Raw genomic sequence first — 17,805 nt, forward strand, 5'->3', positions numbered from 1 at the left:
CATGTCTTTCATTCCCTTCGCACTACCTGACATTGGCGACGCCGAAATCACGGCCGTCACTGAAGCCATGAAGTCGGGGTGGCTCACTACGGGGCCCAACGCCCGAGCGTTCGAGCAGGAATTCGCGGCCTTCATCGGCAGTGGCGTGGAAGCCGTGGCGGTGAACTCGGCAACCGCCGGCCTGCACCTGGCCCTGGAAGCCATCGGCGTGGGCGAGGGCGACGAAGTCATCACCACCACCCACACCTTTACCGCCAGCGCCGAAGTTGCCCGGTACCTGGGGGCTGAACCCATACTGGTGGATATCGATCCTGATACCTTTTGTGTCAGCCCTGAGGCCGTGGAACGCGCCATCACGCCGCGCACCAAGGCGATCATCCCGGTGCACTACGGCGGCCTGTCCTGTGACATGACCGCCATCCTCGACATCGCCCGCCGGCACGGACTGCGCGTCATCGAAGACGCGGCACACGCCCTGCCCTGCACGTGGAAAGGCGAACTGATCGGTAGCCTGGCCAGCGACATCACTGTCTACAGTTTCTACGCCACCAAGACCCTTGCCACCGGCGAGGGCGGCATGGTGGTCACGCGCGATCCCGCGCTGGCCAAGCGCTGCCGTGTCATGCGGCTGCATGGCATCGATCGCGATGCCTTCGACCGCTTCACTTCGAAGAAGCCGGCGTGGTACTACGAGATCGTGGCTCCTGGGTTCAAGTACAACCTGCCGGACACCGCCGCCGCGATGGGCCGCGTGCAGCTGGCGCGGGTGCGAGAAATGCGCGACCGCCGCGCCGACATCGCTGCACGATACGACAACGCATTCGCCGATCTGCCGCTTACCTTGCCGCCAAGTCCCGAACGGCTGGCCGCCCGCGGCTACGACGTCAACGACACACACGCTTGGCATCTGTATGTATTGCGCCTGTCTGCGGATGCGCCGATCGGCCGGGACGATTTCATCCTGAACATGACGGAAGCCGGCGTCGGTTGCAGCGTGCACTACGTACCGTTGCATCTGCAGCCCTATTGGCGTGACCGCTACGGCCTTCAGCCCGGCATGTTTCCGCATTCGCAGCAGGCCTACGAATGCATGGTGAGCCTGCCGATCTATTCACGCATGACCGATGATGAAGTCGAGCGTGTCGTCAGTGCCGTCGAGACGCTGCTTCGCCGCCGATGAAACGGTTGTTCGACTTCGTCGTTTCACTGCTGGGCCTGATCGTCCTGTCGCCCCTGTTCCTGATCATCGCGGCGGCCATCAAGCGCGACTCGCCCGGTCCGGTGTTTTTCCGCCAGGTGCGTGTGGGCAAGGACGGCCGGACCTTCCGGATACACAAGTTTCGCAGCATGGCGGTCAACACCGCCGGCAATTCGAAAGAGATCACCGTTGGGGGTGACGCGCGCATCACGCGCACGGGAGCCTGGATCCGCCACTGGAAGCTGGATGAACTGCCCCAGCTCATCGACGTACTGGCCGGCAGCATGAGCGTGGTGGGCCCACGTCCTGAAGTGCCCCGGTATGTCGAGCTCTATCCCGAGGAGCAACGGCGCATCGTGCTGTCAGTGAAACCAGGCATTACCGACTTGGCATCCATCCAGTTCCGGCATGAGAACGAGCTGCTGGCGCAAGCCAGCGATCCGGAACAGGCTTACCGCGAACAGATCCTGCCCGAAAAGCTGCGGCTCCAGAGCGAATATGTGCGCACGCGCTCCTTCATCGGCGACATGAAAATCCTGGTCGCGACTTTCGCCGCCATTCTCAGGCGGTGAATATGTGTCCGAACACGTGTGCCCATCACGAAATCGGACGCATTGATACACATTGATTCAGTCCGAGAAACGCGGTCGAAATAATGGCTGTGTTAGGCTGTTGCTAGACTGCCGTCTGACTCAATATATATAAAAACCGGCATCAGATTGACTATCCATTCCGAACCCCCGTCCGCGGTAACTACTGCAGTCCAGACCGGCATCGCTTCACCTATGAGAGTCGCGCTTTTGGGTGCGACGCGAAGCATACATACCGTACGATGGGCCAATGGCCTGAGCGCACGCGGCCACGAGGTGCACCTGCTGTCGCTTGACGCCCCTTCCTCGGACATCGCGCCGGCAGTCCATCAGCACAAATTACCCTGCGGTGCCCCCTGGGGATACTTCCTGGCTGTTTTCAAGCTGCGACAACTGCTCTGCCGGATCAAGCCCGACCTGCTCAACACCCACTATGCGACCGGCTACGGCCTGCTGGCTCGACTGTCGGGCTTCCTGCCTAACCTGCTGTCGGCCTGGGGCAGCGATATCTACGACTTCCCGAACAAGAGCCGCTGGCACCATGCCGTACTGGGCAAGACCCTGGACCGCGCAACGGCGCTCGGTGCGACCAGCCACGCCATGGCGATTAAAATGCGTGAGCTGTCCAGCACCCCCATTTTTGTCACGCCCTTCGGCATCGACGAGCACCAATTCACACCCAAGCTTGTAAGAAATCCGTCAGACCATATTGTCATCGGCACGGTGAAGACACTGGAGGCGATTTATGGGATCGACACCTTGATCCAGGCGTTCGCAAAGCTCAAGGGCAGGCTTGCCATGGCGCACCCCGATCTGGCTGATCGGCTGATGCTGAGGATCTATGGCGGTGGGAGCCAGTTCCACATGCTTGCAAAGATGGCTGAAAGCCTCGGGCTCACGGACTGCGTCGAACTCAAGGGGCAGATTCCGCATGCCGACGTACCGTCCGCGCTGGACCAACTGGACATTTATGTCGCGTTGAGCCGCCGCGATAGTTTCGGGGTAGCAATTCTGGAAGCCTGCTCGAGCGGACTGCCTGTCGTCGTGTCCGACGCGGATGGCCCCGCCGAGGTCGTGCTCGATGGCGTGACGGGTTTCGTCGTGCCGATCGAAGATGCCGATGCCGCCGCCTACAAACTCGAAACCCTCGTACTGGATGCGCCATTGCGGGCACGGATGGGGGCGGCCGGCCGCGAGCGCGTGCGCGGCCGCTACAGTTGGGATCATAGCCTCGACCTGATGCAGCAGGCCTACCGGGAAACCTTGCGCATCCATCACGGCTCCACGGCGCACGGCGCGTCATGACGCTGCTCATCGTCCTCGTCATCCTGAGCTTCTCGACCATCCACCTGCTCGAGTACCTCAGCTATTACGCCCGCATCGCCGGCCGGCTTGCGGGCAAGCCGGTCACGGGGTACGCCGTTCAGAACGCCACAACCACGATCACGCGATTCTTCTATCTGGCGCTGATGCCCCTGCTGGGATTCCTGATAGACAAGCAGATCCCGGTTGTCACCTACCAGATGATGGGACTGGGCGCGCTGGCCGGCGCCACGGCACTCTCGCTGCTCGCATTCTTCATCCGTTTCCACTGGATCACCTTGCTGGCGAACTTCATCCAGCGGCGCAGCCGAAAACCTAAGCTGCGCAGCATAGACGTACGCAAGCAACTGGAAACACCCTCCAGGTTCCCTCGCAAGCGCATCATCGTACTGGCGGCGGCAGTATTCCTCTGTTATGCGGTTGGCGTGCTCGTGTCGTATTACTTTGCGCTGGTGTTCCACGACTACCGCAGCACCATTTCGCAACTCTCCGGCATCGTGAACGGATTCGCCACCGTGCTGCTCACGTTCGTGCTCGAGCCGCGCATCGCCACGATCGTGGACGACCATCCCACCCACGACGTCTACCATGCGGTGCAGGCCATGCTGACGGGCCGCCTGCTGGCAGTCGGCATCTTGGCGCCAACGCTGTTCTGGAGCCTGGGCAATGCGCTGGGCTGACACCAGGACAACTCGTCTGGCCGACCGGCTCATGCTGGCCGCCTTCGCGTTGTGCCTGGCCGGCTCGTCGATCTATGTGCCCTATCCCCTGCGCCCATTCCATTGGGGGTTGGCGTTTTTCGTCGTGGCCCTGGCCATCGCTCCATCCTGGCGCATTGCGGCGTGGAATACCCGCCTGAAGCTGCCGGTGCTCATCCTCGTGCTTCTCCTGGCACTTCAATCGCTTTGGGTCATGGCGGACGACCGCTACACCCGATACACCATCTACCTCCTGATTGGCGCGGCTTCCGCCATACTGGGCGAAACGATCGCACGCCGACCCAAACCGTTCCTGTTCCTGTTCCCCGGGTTGTTGGCTTACTGGTTCATCACCGCCTACTTTCCTGCATTCGACGCCTGGACCGAAGCACAGCGGTTCCGGCCCCGCTATCTGCTGACCGGCGGGGTGTGGAACAACATCAACGACATGGCCACTACGCTGGTGTTAGCCAACCTCATCTGGTTGCTTTGTCGCCGGCGCCTTTCGCTACCGTTGTTCGGCGCGTGCTGGTTCTACGCACTGTTGCTCAATCGACGGGCGGACATGGCCGCCGCCCTGGTGCTGGGCATCATGTACCTGGTGTGGCTCGTGGACGGCGACCGGCTGCGGGAACGCCTGAAATTCCTGGCCACCTGTACGCTGGCGACGCTGGCCGCACTTCCGCTGCAGAGCGAACCCCTGCATCTGGTTTCCCTGCCAACCATCCAGGCGACGGCCCCACCTGACGTCCCGCCCCCCGGCGGAATCCCGCCAACCCATGTTGCCCCCCCGGTCGTGGCGGAGCAGCCCGCCATGACGGAGACGCCACCGGCGCCTGCCTCCGGCATCGGGCAAGCCCAGTCCCCGGCCCCGGCGATGGGGCCCCCGCCGAGCACCGGCATTCATGTCGCACCGGTGCCACTGGCCGAGACCCACCATGAGCCGCCGCCGGCGCCGACCGCAAACGTACGCATCAAAGCACAGGATGGAGATGAATCTTCCGCCTTCCGCGCCAGGCTCACCATGGATATGCTGGCGGAATGGCGGGCAATGCCGTGGTGGCAATGGTTCACAGGGCTGGGCGCGGGACAATTGAACCTGACCTGGCCTGGCAACAAGGCTCCATGGGCGTCGCCCCATTTCTTCTGGCTCGAAATGTTCTTTCATGTCGGGCTGGGCTGGTTCCTGCTGCTGGGCTGGCTGATGTGGCGGCTGGACTGGCGAGGCCGGATCAGCCTGCTGGTCGCCGGCATTGCCGGTCTCGCCCCCAGTTCCATGGTCTATTTCCAGCCCTTCTGGATATTCCTCGGTGTACTGGCTGGAACCATTCCGCGCGGAGACTCTGCGCGTAATCGATCGCCCCAACTTCAGTCCTGACTGTGAGATTTAGCAGAATGATCTGCGGTCAGCGCGAACAACTGTAAAATTTCGCGCACAGATAACAAGGCACATACGGTATTGACGCCCCCATGATTCTTCCTCTAGCCATCCGGCGTCTTTTTGTGGATTTACCCCGGCCAGCCAAGCAGGCCCTTGCGGTTCTGCTCGACGCGATCATCCTGCTGATTTCGTTCTATCTGGCGCTGTGGCTGCGTTTCGAGTTATTTTTCCTGAACAATTCTTATTTCGCCCTTTCCTTGCTTGCCTGTGCCGGCGGCGTGCTCGCAATGGCTGGATTCGGGGTCTACAACTACATCCTGCGCTACATGAATGAGCGGGTGATCCTGGGCATTACCGGGGGAATCGCCGTCTCGGTCATGGTCGTCACAGCCGCCAATACCTTTCTGCATCTGGTGGGTTTGTCGCGGGCCGTTCTTGTTATCTATGGCTCACTCGCCATCGCGGGCCTGGTCGCCACGCGCTGGGTCGCCCGCCGCGCGCTGTTCACAGATACCAAGGATGTCGGCGATCTTCGCATTCCCGTCGTCATTTACGGCGCAGGCGGTGCCGGCTCCCAACTCGCCACGGCCCTGCGAGCCGGCCCTCACTATCACCCTGTCGCCATGCTGGATGATGACCGTCGCAAGCACGGTCTGATGGTCGCGGGACTTCGGATACACCCCCCCGAGCATCTGCCCTCCCTGGTGGAGCGGCATGGGGTGCGGCAACTCCTGATCGCGATGCCGACCGCTGGCCGCGCTCGCCTGCGCGAAATCGTTGATTCCGCTGAGCAGTACCGTTTGCGCATCCGGCTGGTTCCCAGCCTGCGCGAGCTTGTGGATTCCAACGGCTTGCGTTTGCGTGATGTTCAGGTCGAAGACCTGCTTGGCCGCGATCCCGTGGCTCCCATACCGGATCTGCTAGGTCGCTGCGTCACTGGTCGCAGTGTCATGGTGACCGGCGCGGGAGGTTCCATCGGATCGGAACTTTGCCGCCAGATCGTCGCACTGAATCCGACACGGCTCGTCCTGTACGAAATGTCGGAACCCGCACTTTATGCGATCGAGCAGGAACTGGTGCAACTGATAGGACACCGCCCTATCGAACTGGTGGCCGTGCTCGGTTCGGTTCGCGATTACGATCACAGCCTGCATCGCATTAGACAATATCAAATCCAGACGATCTACCATGCCGCCGCATACAAGCACGTGCCGATGGTCGAGCAAAATGTCTCGGAGGGCGTCGCCACCAATGCGCTGGGAACGCTATCGCTGGCCAAGGCGGCAATCACCGCGAATGTCAGCGATTTCGTGCTAATTTCGACGGACAAGGCCGTCCGGCCCACCAATGTCATGGGCGCATCCAAACGGTTGGCCGAGCTGATCCTGCAGTCGCTGTCCCAACGCCAGAACGTAACCCGGTTTTCCATGGTGCGATTCGGTAATGTTCTCGGCAGTTCCGGTAGCGTCGTGCCGCTATTCCATCGGCAGATCCTGGCTGGTGGGCCGGTCACACTGACACACGCTGACATTACCCGGTATTTCATGACTATTCCTGAAGCCGCACAGCTCGTGCTCCAGGCCGGAGCCATGGGAGAATCGGGGTCGGTCTTTGTGCTGGACATGGGCGAACCGGTCCGCATCCGCGATCTGGCGGAACGCATGGTAAGACTTTGCGGCTTAACCGTACGTGACGCGTCGGACCCGGACGGCGATATTGAACTGCGTGTGGTGGGCCTGCGTCCGGGTGAAAAACTCTATGAAGAACTCCTTATCGGCGGCGACGTCAAACCCACTCTGCATCCTCGCATCATGCAGGCGCGAGAGAACGATCTGCCCTATGAACAATTGAAAGCCGGACTGGATCACATGGAGCAATCGCTGGCCTCCTGGAATCGTGACGAAATCGTGGCAACCCTGAAGACATTGGTCGCCGAATTCAGCCCACAAGCGGAAGACGTGGCGTCCCGCTGTATTGCAAACGCCTCGCAATAATGGTTCGGGTAGCGCATCTCACCACGGCGCATCCGCGCTTCGACGTCAGAATTTTCCACAAGGAATGCTGCAGCCTCGTAGACGCGGGCTACCAAGTTGATTTATATGTCGCCGACGGACAGGGCAATGCGCAGTGCAAAGGCGTATCCATCATTGATGTTGGCCGTCCGAACGGACGCATCCATCGCATGCTGGGCAAAACCTGGATCGTCTGGAACGCTGTGCGCAAGACGGATGCGAGCATCATCCACATCCATGACCCCGAACTGCTCCCCATTGCGCTCGCGTTCCGTTACATGGGCCGCAAGGTCATTTACGACGCCCATGAAGATGTACCTCGCCAACTCCTGAGCAAACCTTGGATCAATCCGTTGGTTCGGTACGCCATCGCGTGGCCATTCGAGCGCCTGGAGAATTTCATTGCCCGGCGCTGTGCGGTCGTGGTTGGCGCCACGCCGTATATTGCCAAACGCTACACATCCCAAGGCATACATAGTATCGCCGTTAACAATTATCCTATTCCGGGAGAACTTGGCGAAACGTCGGAAAAATCCGATCTCGCCGTATCTTCTCCTGACGCTACTCGCAACGTTTGCTACATAGGTGGTATCACGCGTATGCGCGGCGCAGTTGAGATGCTTAAAGCGCTAGAAAAAACCGATGCGCGGATGATTCTGGCCGGGCCAATGGAAAGCGAGGCGCTGCATGCCGAACTGGCTACCATGCCGGCGTGGAAAAACGTGGACTATCGCGGGGTCCTGGACCGGAGCGCCGTCCGCGACGTGCTCCACGAATCGCAGTTGGGCCTTGTCCTGCTGCATCCCATCCCCAATTATCTCGACGCCTTACCGGTCAAGATGTTCGAATATATGGCTGCGGGCTTGCCCGTATTGGCCTCGGACTTCCCGCTATGGCGAGGCATACTCGATTCCTCCGGAGCGGGCATCTGTGTCGATCCCCTCGACACGGACAGTGTCGCGCAGGCCATCGAGATGATGCTGAATCTGCCGGACGACCAAAAGCGGCTGATGCGTCGCGCAAGCCGCGCCGCCATTCGGGACACTTACAACTGGAAAAACGAAGAGGCCAAATTAGTCGCCGCGTACGCGGCAATCGCCCAACAGTAGCTCTTCCGCAACCCGAATCCCAAGAGCGCCCGCAGGGGATTCAAGTATCATTACGCTCTGCCTAAATCGGGGTTGCGACATGCTAGGCGCGCGCGGCAAATGCGCCCCGCGATCCATCAGACAAATCACCGCCGCACCGCGTACGGCGCCAGCCAGACTGATTGTCCAATATGACCACCAAAATTCTCACCGTCCTCGGCGCTCGACCGCAGTTCATCAAGGCCAGCGTCGTATCCGCCGCAATCGCCGCGGATGCGCGTCTGCAGGAAATCGTGGTTCATACGGGCCAACATTTCGACAGCAATATGTCGGATGTATTCTTCGACGAGCTTGGCATGGACAAACCGAAGCATCAGTTGGACATCCACGGTGGCGGCCACGGTGAGATGACAGGGCGTATGCTCGGAGCGGTCGAACAGGTACTACTGGCCGAGCGTCCCGACATCGTCATGGTCTATGGCGACACCAATTCCACGCTGGCGGGCGCCCTGGCGGCGGCCAAGCTGCATATTCCGGTCGCACACATCGAAGCGGGCTTGCGCTCGTTCAACATGCGCATGCCCGAGGAAATCAACCGCGTCCTGACCGATCGCGTATCCCGCTGGTTGTTCACGCCCACGCGCAGCGCAAGCGACAACCTCATCAAAGAAGGCGTAGCCGAGGGGGCGATCACGCAGGTTGGCGACGTGATGTTCGACGTGGCCCTACGGCATGGCGCCCGCGTCACCGAGCAAGGCGGCGCCCTCGAACGCCTCGGCCTGACGCCGCACGAATATGTCCTAATCACTGTGCATCGTGCCGAAAATACGGACGACCCCCAACGCCTTCGCGCCATCATGCAGGGCCTGGAACAAGTCGCGGCGACGAAAACCGTCGTCTGGCCAATCCATCCCCGCACACGCGCCACGTTGGCTCGCCTGGGCTTACTGGAAAACCTGCGCAACCGTTTCGTCATCACGGATCCCGTGGGCTACCTGGACATGGTGCAACTGGAGAAATACGCTGCGCTGATCGCCACGGATTCCGGCGGTGTACAAAAAGAAGCCTTCTTCCACCGCGTACCTTGCGTCACTCTGCGCGACGAGACCGAATGGGTCGAGCTCGTGGACGCCGGCTGGAATCTGCTGACGCCGCCTCAATCCGCCGACGCCATCGCTGCGGCCTGCCAGCACGCGCTGACCATTCGGCCCGCCGAGATTCAACCCTACGGCGCCGGTGACGCCGCCAGCATTATTGCCACCCATCTCGCGGGCTAGGCACCATGTGCGGCATTCTCGGCGGCTGGTGGCGAACGCCATTGCCCGATCTGCCTTCGCGGATCGAGCGGGGCATCCTTGCTCTCAAGCACCGTGGGCCGAATGACCATGGCGTGGAATCCGCGCATGCGCCTTGGGGGGAAACCGCATTGGGCCAGACGCGGCTTTCCATCATCGACCTCAGCGCGGGCGGACATCAGCCCATGCGCTCGTCCGATGGCCGCTATATATTGGTCTACAACGGCGAGATCTACAACTACACGGAACTGCGCCAGGAGTTGCGCCAGGCGGGCCATCACTTCCAATCGGACAGCGATACCGAAGTCCTGCTGACCTCCTGGATACACTGGGGCCCGTCCTGCCTGACCCGCTTCAAAGGCATGTTCGCATTCGCGATCGTGGACACGAAGGATGGGTCGCTCAGCCTCGTCCGTGATGCATTTGGCATCAAGCCGCTTTTCTATCGCTATACGGATGGCCAACTGGTCTTCGGATCGGAGCTTCCCGCCATTCTGGCGTTGACGCCCGAGGAACCGCGGCTTGATTGGCAGTCCGCCTATGACTATCTCGTGCACGGCCGCTACGACCATGGCGCGCGCACCTTCGTCGACGGCATCAGGCATGTTCCGGCCGGCAGCATCCTGACCTTGTCTCCCCAGACTGGGGCGCTGTCGGCACCCGCCGTCTGGTGGATCCCGTCCATCCACACCCGCGAGAAGATCAGCGTAGCCGACGCCGCCGTCCATCTACGCGAACGCTTCCTGCAGAACGTACGGCTGCACCTGCGCAGCGATGTTCCATTGGGAGCGGCGCTGTCGGGCGGTGTGGATTCCTCCGCCATCGTCTGCGCCATGCGGCACATCGAGCCGGACCTGCCCATCCACACCTTCAGTTTCATTGCCAGGGGATCGCAGAAATCTGAAGAGAAATGGGTAGATCTGGTCAACGCCCAGGTGGGCGCCCACGGCCACAAGGTCGTGGTCGAACCGAACGAACTGGCGGCGGATCTGGACGATATGATCCGCGCCCAGGGCGAGCCCTTCGGCAGCACCAGCATCTACGCACAATACCGCGTCTTCAAACTCGCCAAGGAAAACGGCATCACCGTGGCGCTGGAGGGCCAGGGTGCGGATGAACTGCTGGCAGGCTACCACGGTTATCCCGCACACCGTATCGTGAGCCTGTTGCAGGAGGGCCGGCTGACCGAAGCCTGGGCATTCCTTGGCCGTCAGCGGCAATGGCCCGGCCGGCCGTCCAGCCGGGCCATCCTGCAGGAAACCGTCGCGCTCATGCTGCCCGATGCGCTCTATCATCGCGCGCGCAATGCCAGCGGCCGCAAATCGGCCCCTGCCTGGCTGGACGTCGATCAGTGCATCGAAGCCGGTGTCGTCACCCAGTTTCCCCGTGACGGTTGGCCGTCACCAGCGCGCGGACGCCGCCTCATGGGTGAACTGGCACAGTCCCTGACGCGGCGCGGACTAGGCTGGCTGCTACGCCACGGCGATCGGAACTCGATGCGGTTTTCGATCGAAAGCCGAGTGCCTTTCCTGACCACCGACATGGCGGATTTTCTGCTGGGACTGCCAGAAAATCATCTTATTTCCTCCGGTGGAGAGACCAAGCACATTTTCCGCGCGGCCATGCGGGGTATTGTCCCGGACGCCATTCTGGATCGCAAGGACAAGATCGGCTTCGAGACCCCCGAGCTCGAATGGCTGCGGGCGCTCGCTCCTCAGATCCGCGGCTGGCTCTCCGAGAATACAGGCGCGACCTTTCTGGACAGGACACAGTTGGTCGCTGAATTCGATGCGGTCATTGCCGGCCGCAAACCCTTCGGCTGGCAGACGTGGCGCTGGATCAACTTCCAGCGCTGGATGCACGTCATGAATGTTCGGGCGTGAGCGCCGTATTTGATGAACAAGACCGTCGCCCTGTTGGTGCTAAACCCCTTCACCAACGATAGCCGCGTGCTCAAGGAAGCACAATCGCTCAAGCGTGCCGGCTACGAGCCATTTGTGGTTGCCCTGCATGAATCCGGTCTGCCGGAGCGTGAAACCGTGCATGGCATCGACGTCCGACGCGTGCGCCTGTTGAGCCGCGGCTGGCCTAAAGTGCTGCCGGTGCAGCTCTTCAAGTATGTCGAATGGCTGTGGCGGGCCTTTCTGCTGGCCCGCAAGGCGGCCATCGTCCACTGCAATGACCTGCCCACGTTGCCAGCCGGCGCCGTCGCTCGCATGCTCGGCCGCAAGCGCACACGTGTCGTTTACGATGCGCACGAATTCGAGATCAATGACGTCGCCAATGAACCGCGCTGGAAGATACGCGTCAAGAGCATGATGGAGCGCTTCTGGATCCGGCATGCGGACGCCACCATGACGGTCAGCGAATCCATTGCCGAAGAATACGTTCGCATGTACGGGATTGCAAAACCCGCGCTGGTACTGAACTGTCCGCCCCTCGCGCCCCCGCCCAAAGCAGATATTTTCCGTTCGACCCTAGGCATTGCCAAGGATGCCATTATTTTCCTCTATCAGGGGGGACTGGCTCCCGGACGCGGTATCGAACCTATCATCGACGCATTCAAGAGGATGCCTGACGACAAGCGAGTCGTGGTATTCATGGGTTACGGCCCCCTGGCGGGCTCTATCGCCCAGGCTGCGGCGGCGTCCGCAAACATTTATTATCACCCTGCGGTATCGCCGGATGACCTGCCCTCCTATACCGCCTCGGCAGATGTCGGACTGTGCCTGATCGAAAATCTGTGCCTGTCGTACTTTTATTGCCTGCCCAATAAGCTGTTCGAATACATAATGGCCAGTCTGCCTGTAGTAGTTTCCGATCTACCTGAACTGCGACGAATGGTCACCGATCATGCCATAGGCTGGATAGTCCCCGACGGCCAAGAAACCGCCATCACCAATGCGATCCAGCATATTGATCGGCAGGCTCTAGCGTCCTGCGAACAAGCAATGCGCCGTTGCCGCGAACTATATCACTGGGGCGAGCAAGAAAAAAAACTATTGCAAGTATATAAAAAATTAAATGCCAAATTATTCTGAACTCTCTAGTCCGTTGAGCTCCTACCACGCGTTGCAATAACTGTACGAAAATTTTCCAACACCGCCCGCATCTCCGCGAATATGCGAGCGGCGCTTATTAAGCGGCCAATCTATCAGTTGGGGACGCGTCAATAAATTGCTGGTGCCACAACTCTAAAGATAGGAACGCCCACATATTTCGGTTATAGGCGCCTTGCTTGGAAGTTTGATCTATCAGGTTCGCTCCCGGAGCAAGGTAGTCTCGGCTACGCGCTTTGGCAGATCCGAGCATATCGCACACGAATTCAGTAGTGCGTCCACCCGCCTTCATCCAGTGATTCAACGGCACTGGAAAGCCCATCTTATCCTTACGTTCCCTCACGGCACTGGGAAGGCGCTGTGAAAAGGCCACGCGCAATAAGCGCTTAAGCTCGCCACTTGCAAACTTGATATTTGCCGGGATCGTTGCAGCGAATTCCACTAGCGGATGATCCAGGAAAGGAACCCGTGACTCCACTCCATGCGCCATACTCATTCGATCTTCGACTCTGAGCAGGGCCGGCAATAGCGTTTTGAAATCGAAGTGAGTCATACGGTCGAAATAAGCTTCCGCACCGACATTGTCGCCCCAAAAAATTTCTTTGAAGGCGCGCATTACGGGTTCCGCTGCAATTGCTTCAGGGGCCACCACTCCATTCAATGTGTTCGCGCGATTGATTAATCTGAAATAGCGCTCATCACGAGGGCTGAATAGACCGCCGGACCAAAATTCCTGAAGCATTGGCTTGTACTCTTTAAGTGTAACCAAATTAGGAATGATAGACTCATAAGTAACCACATACTTTCCGTTATTAAGTGTCCCGTCAATCGCCCCTTTGATACACTGTTCAAAGTACGCTACCAGGTAGCGTGCATAGCCCCCAAAAATCTCATCCCCACCCTGTCCCCCCAAAACCACCTTTACCTTAGATGCAGCCAAACGCGATACCATGTATTGTGGAAAAGACCCTGGTCCGGCGACAGGTCCATCCAGGTGATAAATAACATCCTGGATATTATCCACAAAATCATCTTGCGTCATATCTTGAAAATAGCAGTTCATGCTATTTTCATCAGCCACAATCTGTGCATACCTAGACTCGTCAAAGGCCTGATTTTCAGAGAAGCGTCCGTTGAATATTTTGAATGGCCCTGTAGGGCGCGCCTCGCGTCCGAGGATCGCTAACAGGCTAGAATCAATTCCACCGCTCACATAAGCCCCGACTTCCACGTCGGCGCGCATATGTAAATCGATAGATTCTGCCATCAATTCTCTCAGCCGCTCAACAAAATATGCTTCAGTATGATAGGCATCAAGCTCGTAATGCACCTCCCAATAGCGTTCAATCCGCAGGCTACCGTCTTGCGGCATCCAACCACAATGAGCAGCAGGGACCTCATGCACGCCTTCAAGCAGCGTCGCGCCACTTAGGGTAAATTGAAATGAGAAATATTCTGACAGCGCCGACGCACATACTGTTCGAGTAGCCATAAACGGTGCGAGGGCTTTCATTTCCGAAGCAAAATACACTCGCTCACCTTGCTTCGTCCAATACAGCGGCTTTATACCGAAACGATCTCGCGCAAAAAAAGCCGCGTTGCATTTCGGATCCCATATCACGAAAGCAAACATGCCACGCAATTTCTTAACGCAGTCCGCCCCCCAGCGCAAATAGGCACGCAACACCACTTCAGTATCCGAAGTCGTGCGGAAGTCTCCGCCCAACTCTTTCCTGAGTTCGATGTAGTTATATATTTCACCGTTGTAGGTGATTACCATACCGGAATCGGGGTCTGTCATCGGCTGCGCCGCCTCAGTAGACAGATCGATAATGGACAACCGGACATGCGCCAGCCCAACTCGCCGATCCTGAGAGATCCAGGCGCCCTCACCGTCAGGGCCACGATGCCGCTGCATCGCGATTCCACGATTCAGTATGCTCTCGGCATCGCCTACCGGCGCGTGCGAAATGAATCCGAATACTCCGCACATATCATGCCCCCGTTTTCTTCAAGGCCGCGACATCCTTCGCCATTAAGGTTCGCACGCCTCGACGTTTCAACTCGACCAGAAGATCCCGATAAAAGCTCTTGAGGCCGTAACCGCTGTAAATTGCCTGGGAGAAGTGACTTGCAGGCACAGAAGTGAGGTCCGTGACCCCGCGAGTCAAATCGCGACGCAATTTATCATTGGGCGCATTCAAATATATGAGCATGGGATGGACGTTCAGGATTTTTAAACCTGGCTGATCCAACTTGACATGCTCGAGCTCCAGCGGTTTGTTTAGGTCAACGTGGATACCATCCTCCCAGACGTATGCCATACGAACCAGGCCATTGTAGTCGTAATAGCATTGCGCAAATGGCTGCCCCCAAAGAAATGTACTGATATCGTAAGAAAGACCGGCCGTTTTCGCAAGGTCACTTATATTCTGCCCAAAAAAATTCCGGTGGCAGCGCAAACCGACCGAATCAGGAAAAATTTCTTTCAGCTCAAGTATTTTTCGAGAGAAACGGAATTCTGGATGAGGACGGGTATTATCCGGATGCAGACCGATTTCGACAAACTCGCTCGATGCCTTAAGAAGCGGACTGTCGTGCGTGGCAAACGCCGTGATGTTGAAGCCCGCCTCTGCGACCAACTCAAGCACCGCCGCAGTTGCATAATCTGGAGCCCAATCAATGTCCGTGGTTAGAATTACCGTCTCCAGTCCATTCAGATTGTAGTACGGCGAAAAGGGATCATTTTTAAAATATTCGTTCAAATTTTCCATTATTTCACCGTGGCAATATCCCGTCGCTCATTGAGCACACGGTTATACATGGCCGAGAAAGCCTGAGCCTCTGCATCCCACAGGTATTTGTGGGCGTTTTTTATCAATGCGGGGCGGAATCGTTCTACTCCCCCAAGCTGGGGGTCAAGTGCAATATCGATCGCACGCGCATAATCCTCTGCAACATGGAACGGCACTAACACCCCGAACCCCTCTTTGCCCACCACTCGCTCCACGTTTGTCAATTCGCTCGAACCAATCATTGCAGTACCGGCGGCAATGAATTCGTACATTTTATTGGGCGACGAAATTGTCGTATTGAGATCTTCCGCTTGGTAGGGCATCACACCGATATCGACCGATGCTGCCCAATAGACGATTTCATTCCAAGGAATCGGAGGGAGAAAATGGACTCGATCGCCTATCCCCAGTTCTTTTGCCATTTCCTCAAACTCGGGAATTTCCATACCCCACGTGAGAAAAACGATATGCACCGGGTTCTTTGCTTTGGCAATGCCCTCGAGCAAAAAGTGAATTTTTCGCCCTCGGTTTATACCGCCCATAAACAGCATGACCTTGGCATCATCCGGCAATGCTATTTTATCTCGTACCTTAGAATACCGCCGAGTGATATCAAATCCTTCCGGCTGTTCGGTCGCATTGGTTAGCGGAGTGAAACGGTGGTAGTCATGATCCTTCGCCATGACTGCTGCCTGGTCCGAATTGATGACCACCACCTCATCGCAATACCCTATCAGGCGGTGCTCTGTATTAAACAGTCGGTCTTTTCTTTCGCCTTCAACCCCAGGTTGATAACTGTAGAGCTCGTGAGCATCATATATAAGAGGTATCTTCCTGGTCTGCGCCACAACCACTCCCACTCTGAGTGCTGGCAGATCATGCACATGAACCACGTCGATAACATCAATCGCTAACGCAAATTGAATGACGAAGTGCTCCCACATATCCAATGGCTCAGCGGAAAAGTACTCCTTCAATGTCGAATTCAGTGGGGTAATGAGAGCTGTCTGATCAGGAAGTTCTCGGACAGGAGCCACTACCTGTGAGGCAGTCGAGAGTTTCCCCGCTAATAATGCGAGCAGGGCAACTGCGGGGCGTCTGACCAGCGCTGGCAACTTGGAGCGCGCTACAACGCCCATGGAGAAATTCGGTGCCGATAGCGCTGCCAACCCCCCACCGACAGCTCGACCAAAATATCGGCGTAGAACGGGAAATACCCTTCTGAATCTCGCCTCGCTGGATGCAGCTTTTTCGCGGGCAAGGCGATCACGAGTCGTAGCTTCTGTTTCCGTCACCCCTTGAGGCAACGGTGGCTTCCATGTCTCAATATCGTCGAAGACACGGACATCGGGGATCCCCGCGGTCAGATCTACGTCTAGTTCGGGAAACCGCAGTATGGGCAAGCCATCAATATTTCGTTCGTTGGAGCCGTGCGTATTATATGTCGCCAATAAAGCAACTTTCTGTCCCGTCTTACGCAAAAGCTTGGCTTCGAGCACAATACGTCGATCGACCATAAAATTTCGGTCGATCATCATGATTTTCTTTTCTTTGGAATTCATCTCACATACTCATGCGGGCCGAAGTTTAGTCGACTCGGCTTGGGCCAAGCTATCTTCCAGCACCAAAATTGCTGCCTCTACCTCCTGATGCAGCGCTTTGATGCGCGCCTGCGCCTCTTCCGGATAAGCCGCAGCGAAGTGATTCATCCAAGGATGCTGTTTGCCGGAGGGACGGTGTTTTAGCTTCTTAATGCTGCCGATTACCTTCCCTTCTCCACCAACGACGAGCGCTCCTGCCGGTATGGCGCCACGAGCTCTTGCCATTGCGGCGACAAACGCGCCTGCCCCCACGTTCGCCCCTGGCAAGACCACTGCGCTGGTACATACCACCGACCCAGCACCAAGCGTGACGCCTTCCTTGAGGCCCGAGGGAGGGATCGGATCGTTTGTCAACACGACATATGGAAAAATCCAGACCAAATCGCCGATGTCCGCGCCGCGACCAATATGTACGTTACTGTGGAATCGAACCCAATCACCGATTTTTGCTTCACCCTCTAAGTCATTAAAGCTGCCGACCTGCAGATTGCAACCAGCCACTAGGCCTTCGCGGATCAAGGTGGAGTGCCCCACCCGTAAATCGGGTCCGAACTCACTACCTTCGTACAGAATCGAATGGGAACGAATAATCGCCCCTTCGCCGAGGGTCAGTGCTTTACCTTTGTAATCTCCTCCGGCCGGGTGCCCCAAAATGCAAAAATCACCAATTACCGCGTTATCACCGATCACAACATTATCGTAAACACGGACATTTGCGCCAAACGCGACATTTTTGCCAATTTTCGCCTTCTCGGAAATCATCAC

At 58.0% G+C, this 17,805-nt stretch carries 14 protein-coding genes; 10 read left to right on the forward strand and 4 right to left on the reverse strand.

Annotated elements, in window-relative coordinates:
• The first annotated feature begins 1 nt into the window (after window position 1).
• The 10 genes from HV783_RS13680 to HV783_RS13725 all read left to right on the forward strand — a co-directional run bounded on the left by HV783_RS13680 (window position 2) and on the right by HV783_RS13725 (window position 12,626).
• The gene (locus HV783_RS13680; RefSeq protein WP_175189310.1) at window positions 2–1,180 is read left to right on the forward strand and encodes a DegT/DnrJ/EryC1/StrS family aminotransferase; all 1,179 of its coding nucleotides are present in this window, start codon (window positions 2–4) and stop codon (window positions 1,178–1,180) included.
• Window positions 1,177–1,770, forward strand: a complete 594-nt coding sequence (locus HV783_RS13685) for a sugar transferase (RefSeq protein WP_175189311.1) — start codon at window positions 1,177–1,179, stop codon at window positions 1,768–1,770. Before HV783_RS13680 ends, HV783_RS13685 begins: the two co-directional genes overlap by 4 nt.
• Before the next feature lie 213 nt (window positions 1,771–1,983).
• Window positions 1,984–3,093 (forward strand): glycosyltransferase family 4 protein, encoded by a 1,110-nt coding sequence (locus HV783_RS13690; protein ID WP_175189312.1) that lies wholly within the window; start codon window positions 1,984–1,986, stop codon window positions 3,091–3,093.
• A complete protein-coding gene (locus HV783_RS13695; RefSeq protein ID WP_175189313.1) occupies window positions 3,090–3,791 on the forward strand; it encodes a lipid II flippase family protein in 702 nt (233 codons plus the stop codon). Before HV783_RS13690 ends, HV783_RS13695 begins: the two co-directional genes overlap by 4 nt.
• Complete coding sequence (locus tag HV783_RS13700) at window positions 3,778–5,187, forward strand: hypothetical protein (RefSeq protein ID WP_175189314.1); 1,410 nt, start codon at window positions 3,778–3,780, stop codon at window positions 5,185–5,187. The genes HV783_RS13695 and HV783_RS13700 overlap by 14 nt, the downstream gene beginning before the upstream one ends.
• Before the next feature lie 92 nt (window positions 5,188–5,279).
• Complete coding sequence (locus HV783_RS13705) at window positions 5,280–7,184, forward strand: polysaccharide biosynthesis protein (RefSeq protein WP_175189315.1); 1,905 nt, start codon at window positions 5,280–5,282, stop codon at window positions 7,182–7,184.
• Window positions 7,184–8,311, forward strand: a complete 1,128-nt coding sequence (locus HV783_RS13710; protein ID WP_254603900.1) for a glycosyltransferase — start codon at window positions 7,184–7,186, stop codon at window positions 8,309–8,311. Before HV783_RS13705 ends, HV783_RS13710 begins: the two co-directional genes overlap by 1 nt.
• A 170-nt stretch (window positions 8,312–8,481) precedes the next feature.
• A complete protein-coding gene (wecB, locus tag HV783_RS13715) occupies window positions 8,482–9,567 on the forward strand; it encodes a non-hydrolyzing UDP-N-acetylglucosamine 2-epimerase (protein ID WP_175189316.1) in 1,086 nt (361 codons plus the stop codon).
• Between the two features lie 5 nt (window positions 9,568–9,572).
• The gene (asnB, locus tag HV783_RS13720) at window positions 9,573–11,468 is read left to right on the forward strand and encodes an asparagine synthase (glutamine-hydrolyzing) (protein WP_175189317.1); all 1,896 of its coding nucleotides are present in this window, start codon (window positions 9,573–9,575) and stop codon (window positions 11,466–11,468) included.
• A 12-nt stretch (window positions 11,469–11,480) separates the two neighbouring features.
• Entirely contained in the window at window positions 11,481–12,626 is a 1,146-nt protein-coding gene (locus HV783_RS13725; RefSeq protein WP_175189318.1) for a glycosyltransferase family 4 protein, read from the forward strand.
• Between the two features lie 97 nt (window positions 12,627–12,723).
• On the opposite strand, the gene asnB (HV783_RS13730) is transcribed toward HV783_RS13725, so the two are convergent.
• From asnB (HV783_RS13730) to HV783_RS13745, 4 genes are read right to left on the reverse strand one after another with little or no spacing between them, the layout of a single operon-like run.
• Window positions 12,724–14,637, reverse strand: a complete 1,914-nt coding sequence (gene asnB / locus HV783_RS13730; protein ID WP_175189319.1) for an asparagine synthase (glutamine-hydrolyzing) — start codon at window positions 14,635–14,637, stop codon at window positions 12,724–12,726.
• A gap of 1 nt (window position 14,638) precedes the next feature.
• Entirely contained in the window at window positions 14,639–15,418 is a 780-nt protein-coding gene (locus HV783_RS13735) for a polysaccharide deacetylase WbmS family protein (RefSeq protein WP_175189320.1), read from the reverse strand.
• The gene (locus HV783_RS13740; RefSeq protein WP_175189321.1) at window positions 15,418–17,001 is read right to left on the reverse strand and encodes a glycosyltransferase family 4 protein; all 1,584 of its coding nucleotides are present in this window, start codon (window positions 16,999–17,001) and stop codon (window positions 15,418–15,420) included. Before HV783_RS13740 ends, HV783_RS13735 begins: the two co-directional genes overlap by 1 nt.
• 9 nt (window positions 17,002–17,010) lie before the next feature.
• The gene (locus HV783_RS13745) at window positions 17,011–17,802 is read right to left on the reverse strand and encodes a hypothetical protein (protein WP_175189322.1); all 792 of its coding nucleotides are present in this window, start codon (window positions 17,800–17,802) and stop codon (window positions 17,011–17,013) included.
• Window positions 17,803–17,805 lie beyond the last annotated feature (3 nt).

Source organism: Achromobacter dolens, assembly GCF_902859745.1.
GTDB classification, from domain to species: domain Bacteria; phylum Pseudomonadota; class Gammaproteobacteria; order Burkholderiales; family Burkholderiaceae_B; genus Achromobacter; species Achromobacter dolens.

Excerpts from the sequence above, each read along its gene's own strand:
- HV783_RS13735 (WP_175189320.1), bottom strand. The coding sequence starts at position 15,418 with ATGGAAAATTTGAACGAATATTTTAAAAATGATCCCTTTTCGCCGTAC.
- asnB (WP_175189317.1), top strand. The coding sequence starts at position 9,573 with ATGTGCGGCATTCTCGGCGGCTGGTGGCGAACGCCATTGCCCGATCTG.
- asnB (WP_175189319.1), bottom strand. The coding sequence starts at position 14,637 with ATGTGCGGAGTATTCGGATTCATTTCGCACGCGCCGGTAGGCGATGCC.
- HV783_RS13700 (WP_175189314.1), top strand. The coding sequence starts at position 3,778 with ATGCGCTGGGCTGACACCAGGACAACTCGTCTGGCCGACCGGCTCATG.
- HV783_RS13680 (WP_175189310.1), top strand. The coding sequence starts at position 2 with ATGTCTTTCATTCCCTTCGCACTACCTGACATTGGCGACGCCGAAATC.
- HV783_RS13685 (WP_175189311.1), top strand. The coding sequence starts at position 1,177 with ATGAAACGGTTGTTCGACTTCGTCGTTTCACTGCTGGGCCTGATCGTC.
- HV783_RS13710 (WP_254603900.1), top strand. The coding sequence starts at position 7,184 with ATGGTTCGGGTAGCGCATCTCACCACGGCGCATCCGCGCTTCGACGTC.
- HV783_RS13745 (WP_175189322.1), bottom strand. The coding sequence starts at position 17,802 with ATGATTTCCGAGAAGGCGAAAATTGGCAAAAATGTCGCGTTTGGCGCA.
- HV783_RS13690 (WP_175189312.1), top strand. The coding sequence starts at position 1,984 with ATGAGAGTCGCGCTTTTGGGTGCGACGCGAAGCATACATACCGTACGA.
- HV783_RS13695 (WP_175189313.1), top strand. The coding sequence starts at position 3,090 with ATGACGCTGCTCATCGTCCTCGTCATCCTGAGCTTCTCGACCATCCAC.
- HV783_RS13725 (WP_175189318.1), top strand. The coding sequence starts at position 11,481 with ATGAACAAGACCGTCGCCCTGTTGGTGCTAAACCCCTTCACCAACGAT.
- HV783_RS13705 (WP_175189315.1), top strand. The coding sequence starts at position 5,280 with ATGATTCTTCCTCTAGCCATCCGGCGTCTTTTTGTGGATTTACCCCGG.
- HV783_RS13740 (WP_175189321.1), bottom strand. The coding sequence starts at position 17,001 with ATGAATTCCAAAGAAAAGAAAATCATGATGATCGACCGAAATTTTATG.
- wecB (WP_175189316.1), top strand. The coding sequence starts at position 8,482 with ATGACCACCAAAATTCTCACCGTCCTCGGCGCTCGACCGCAGTTCATC.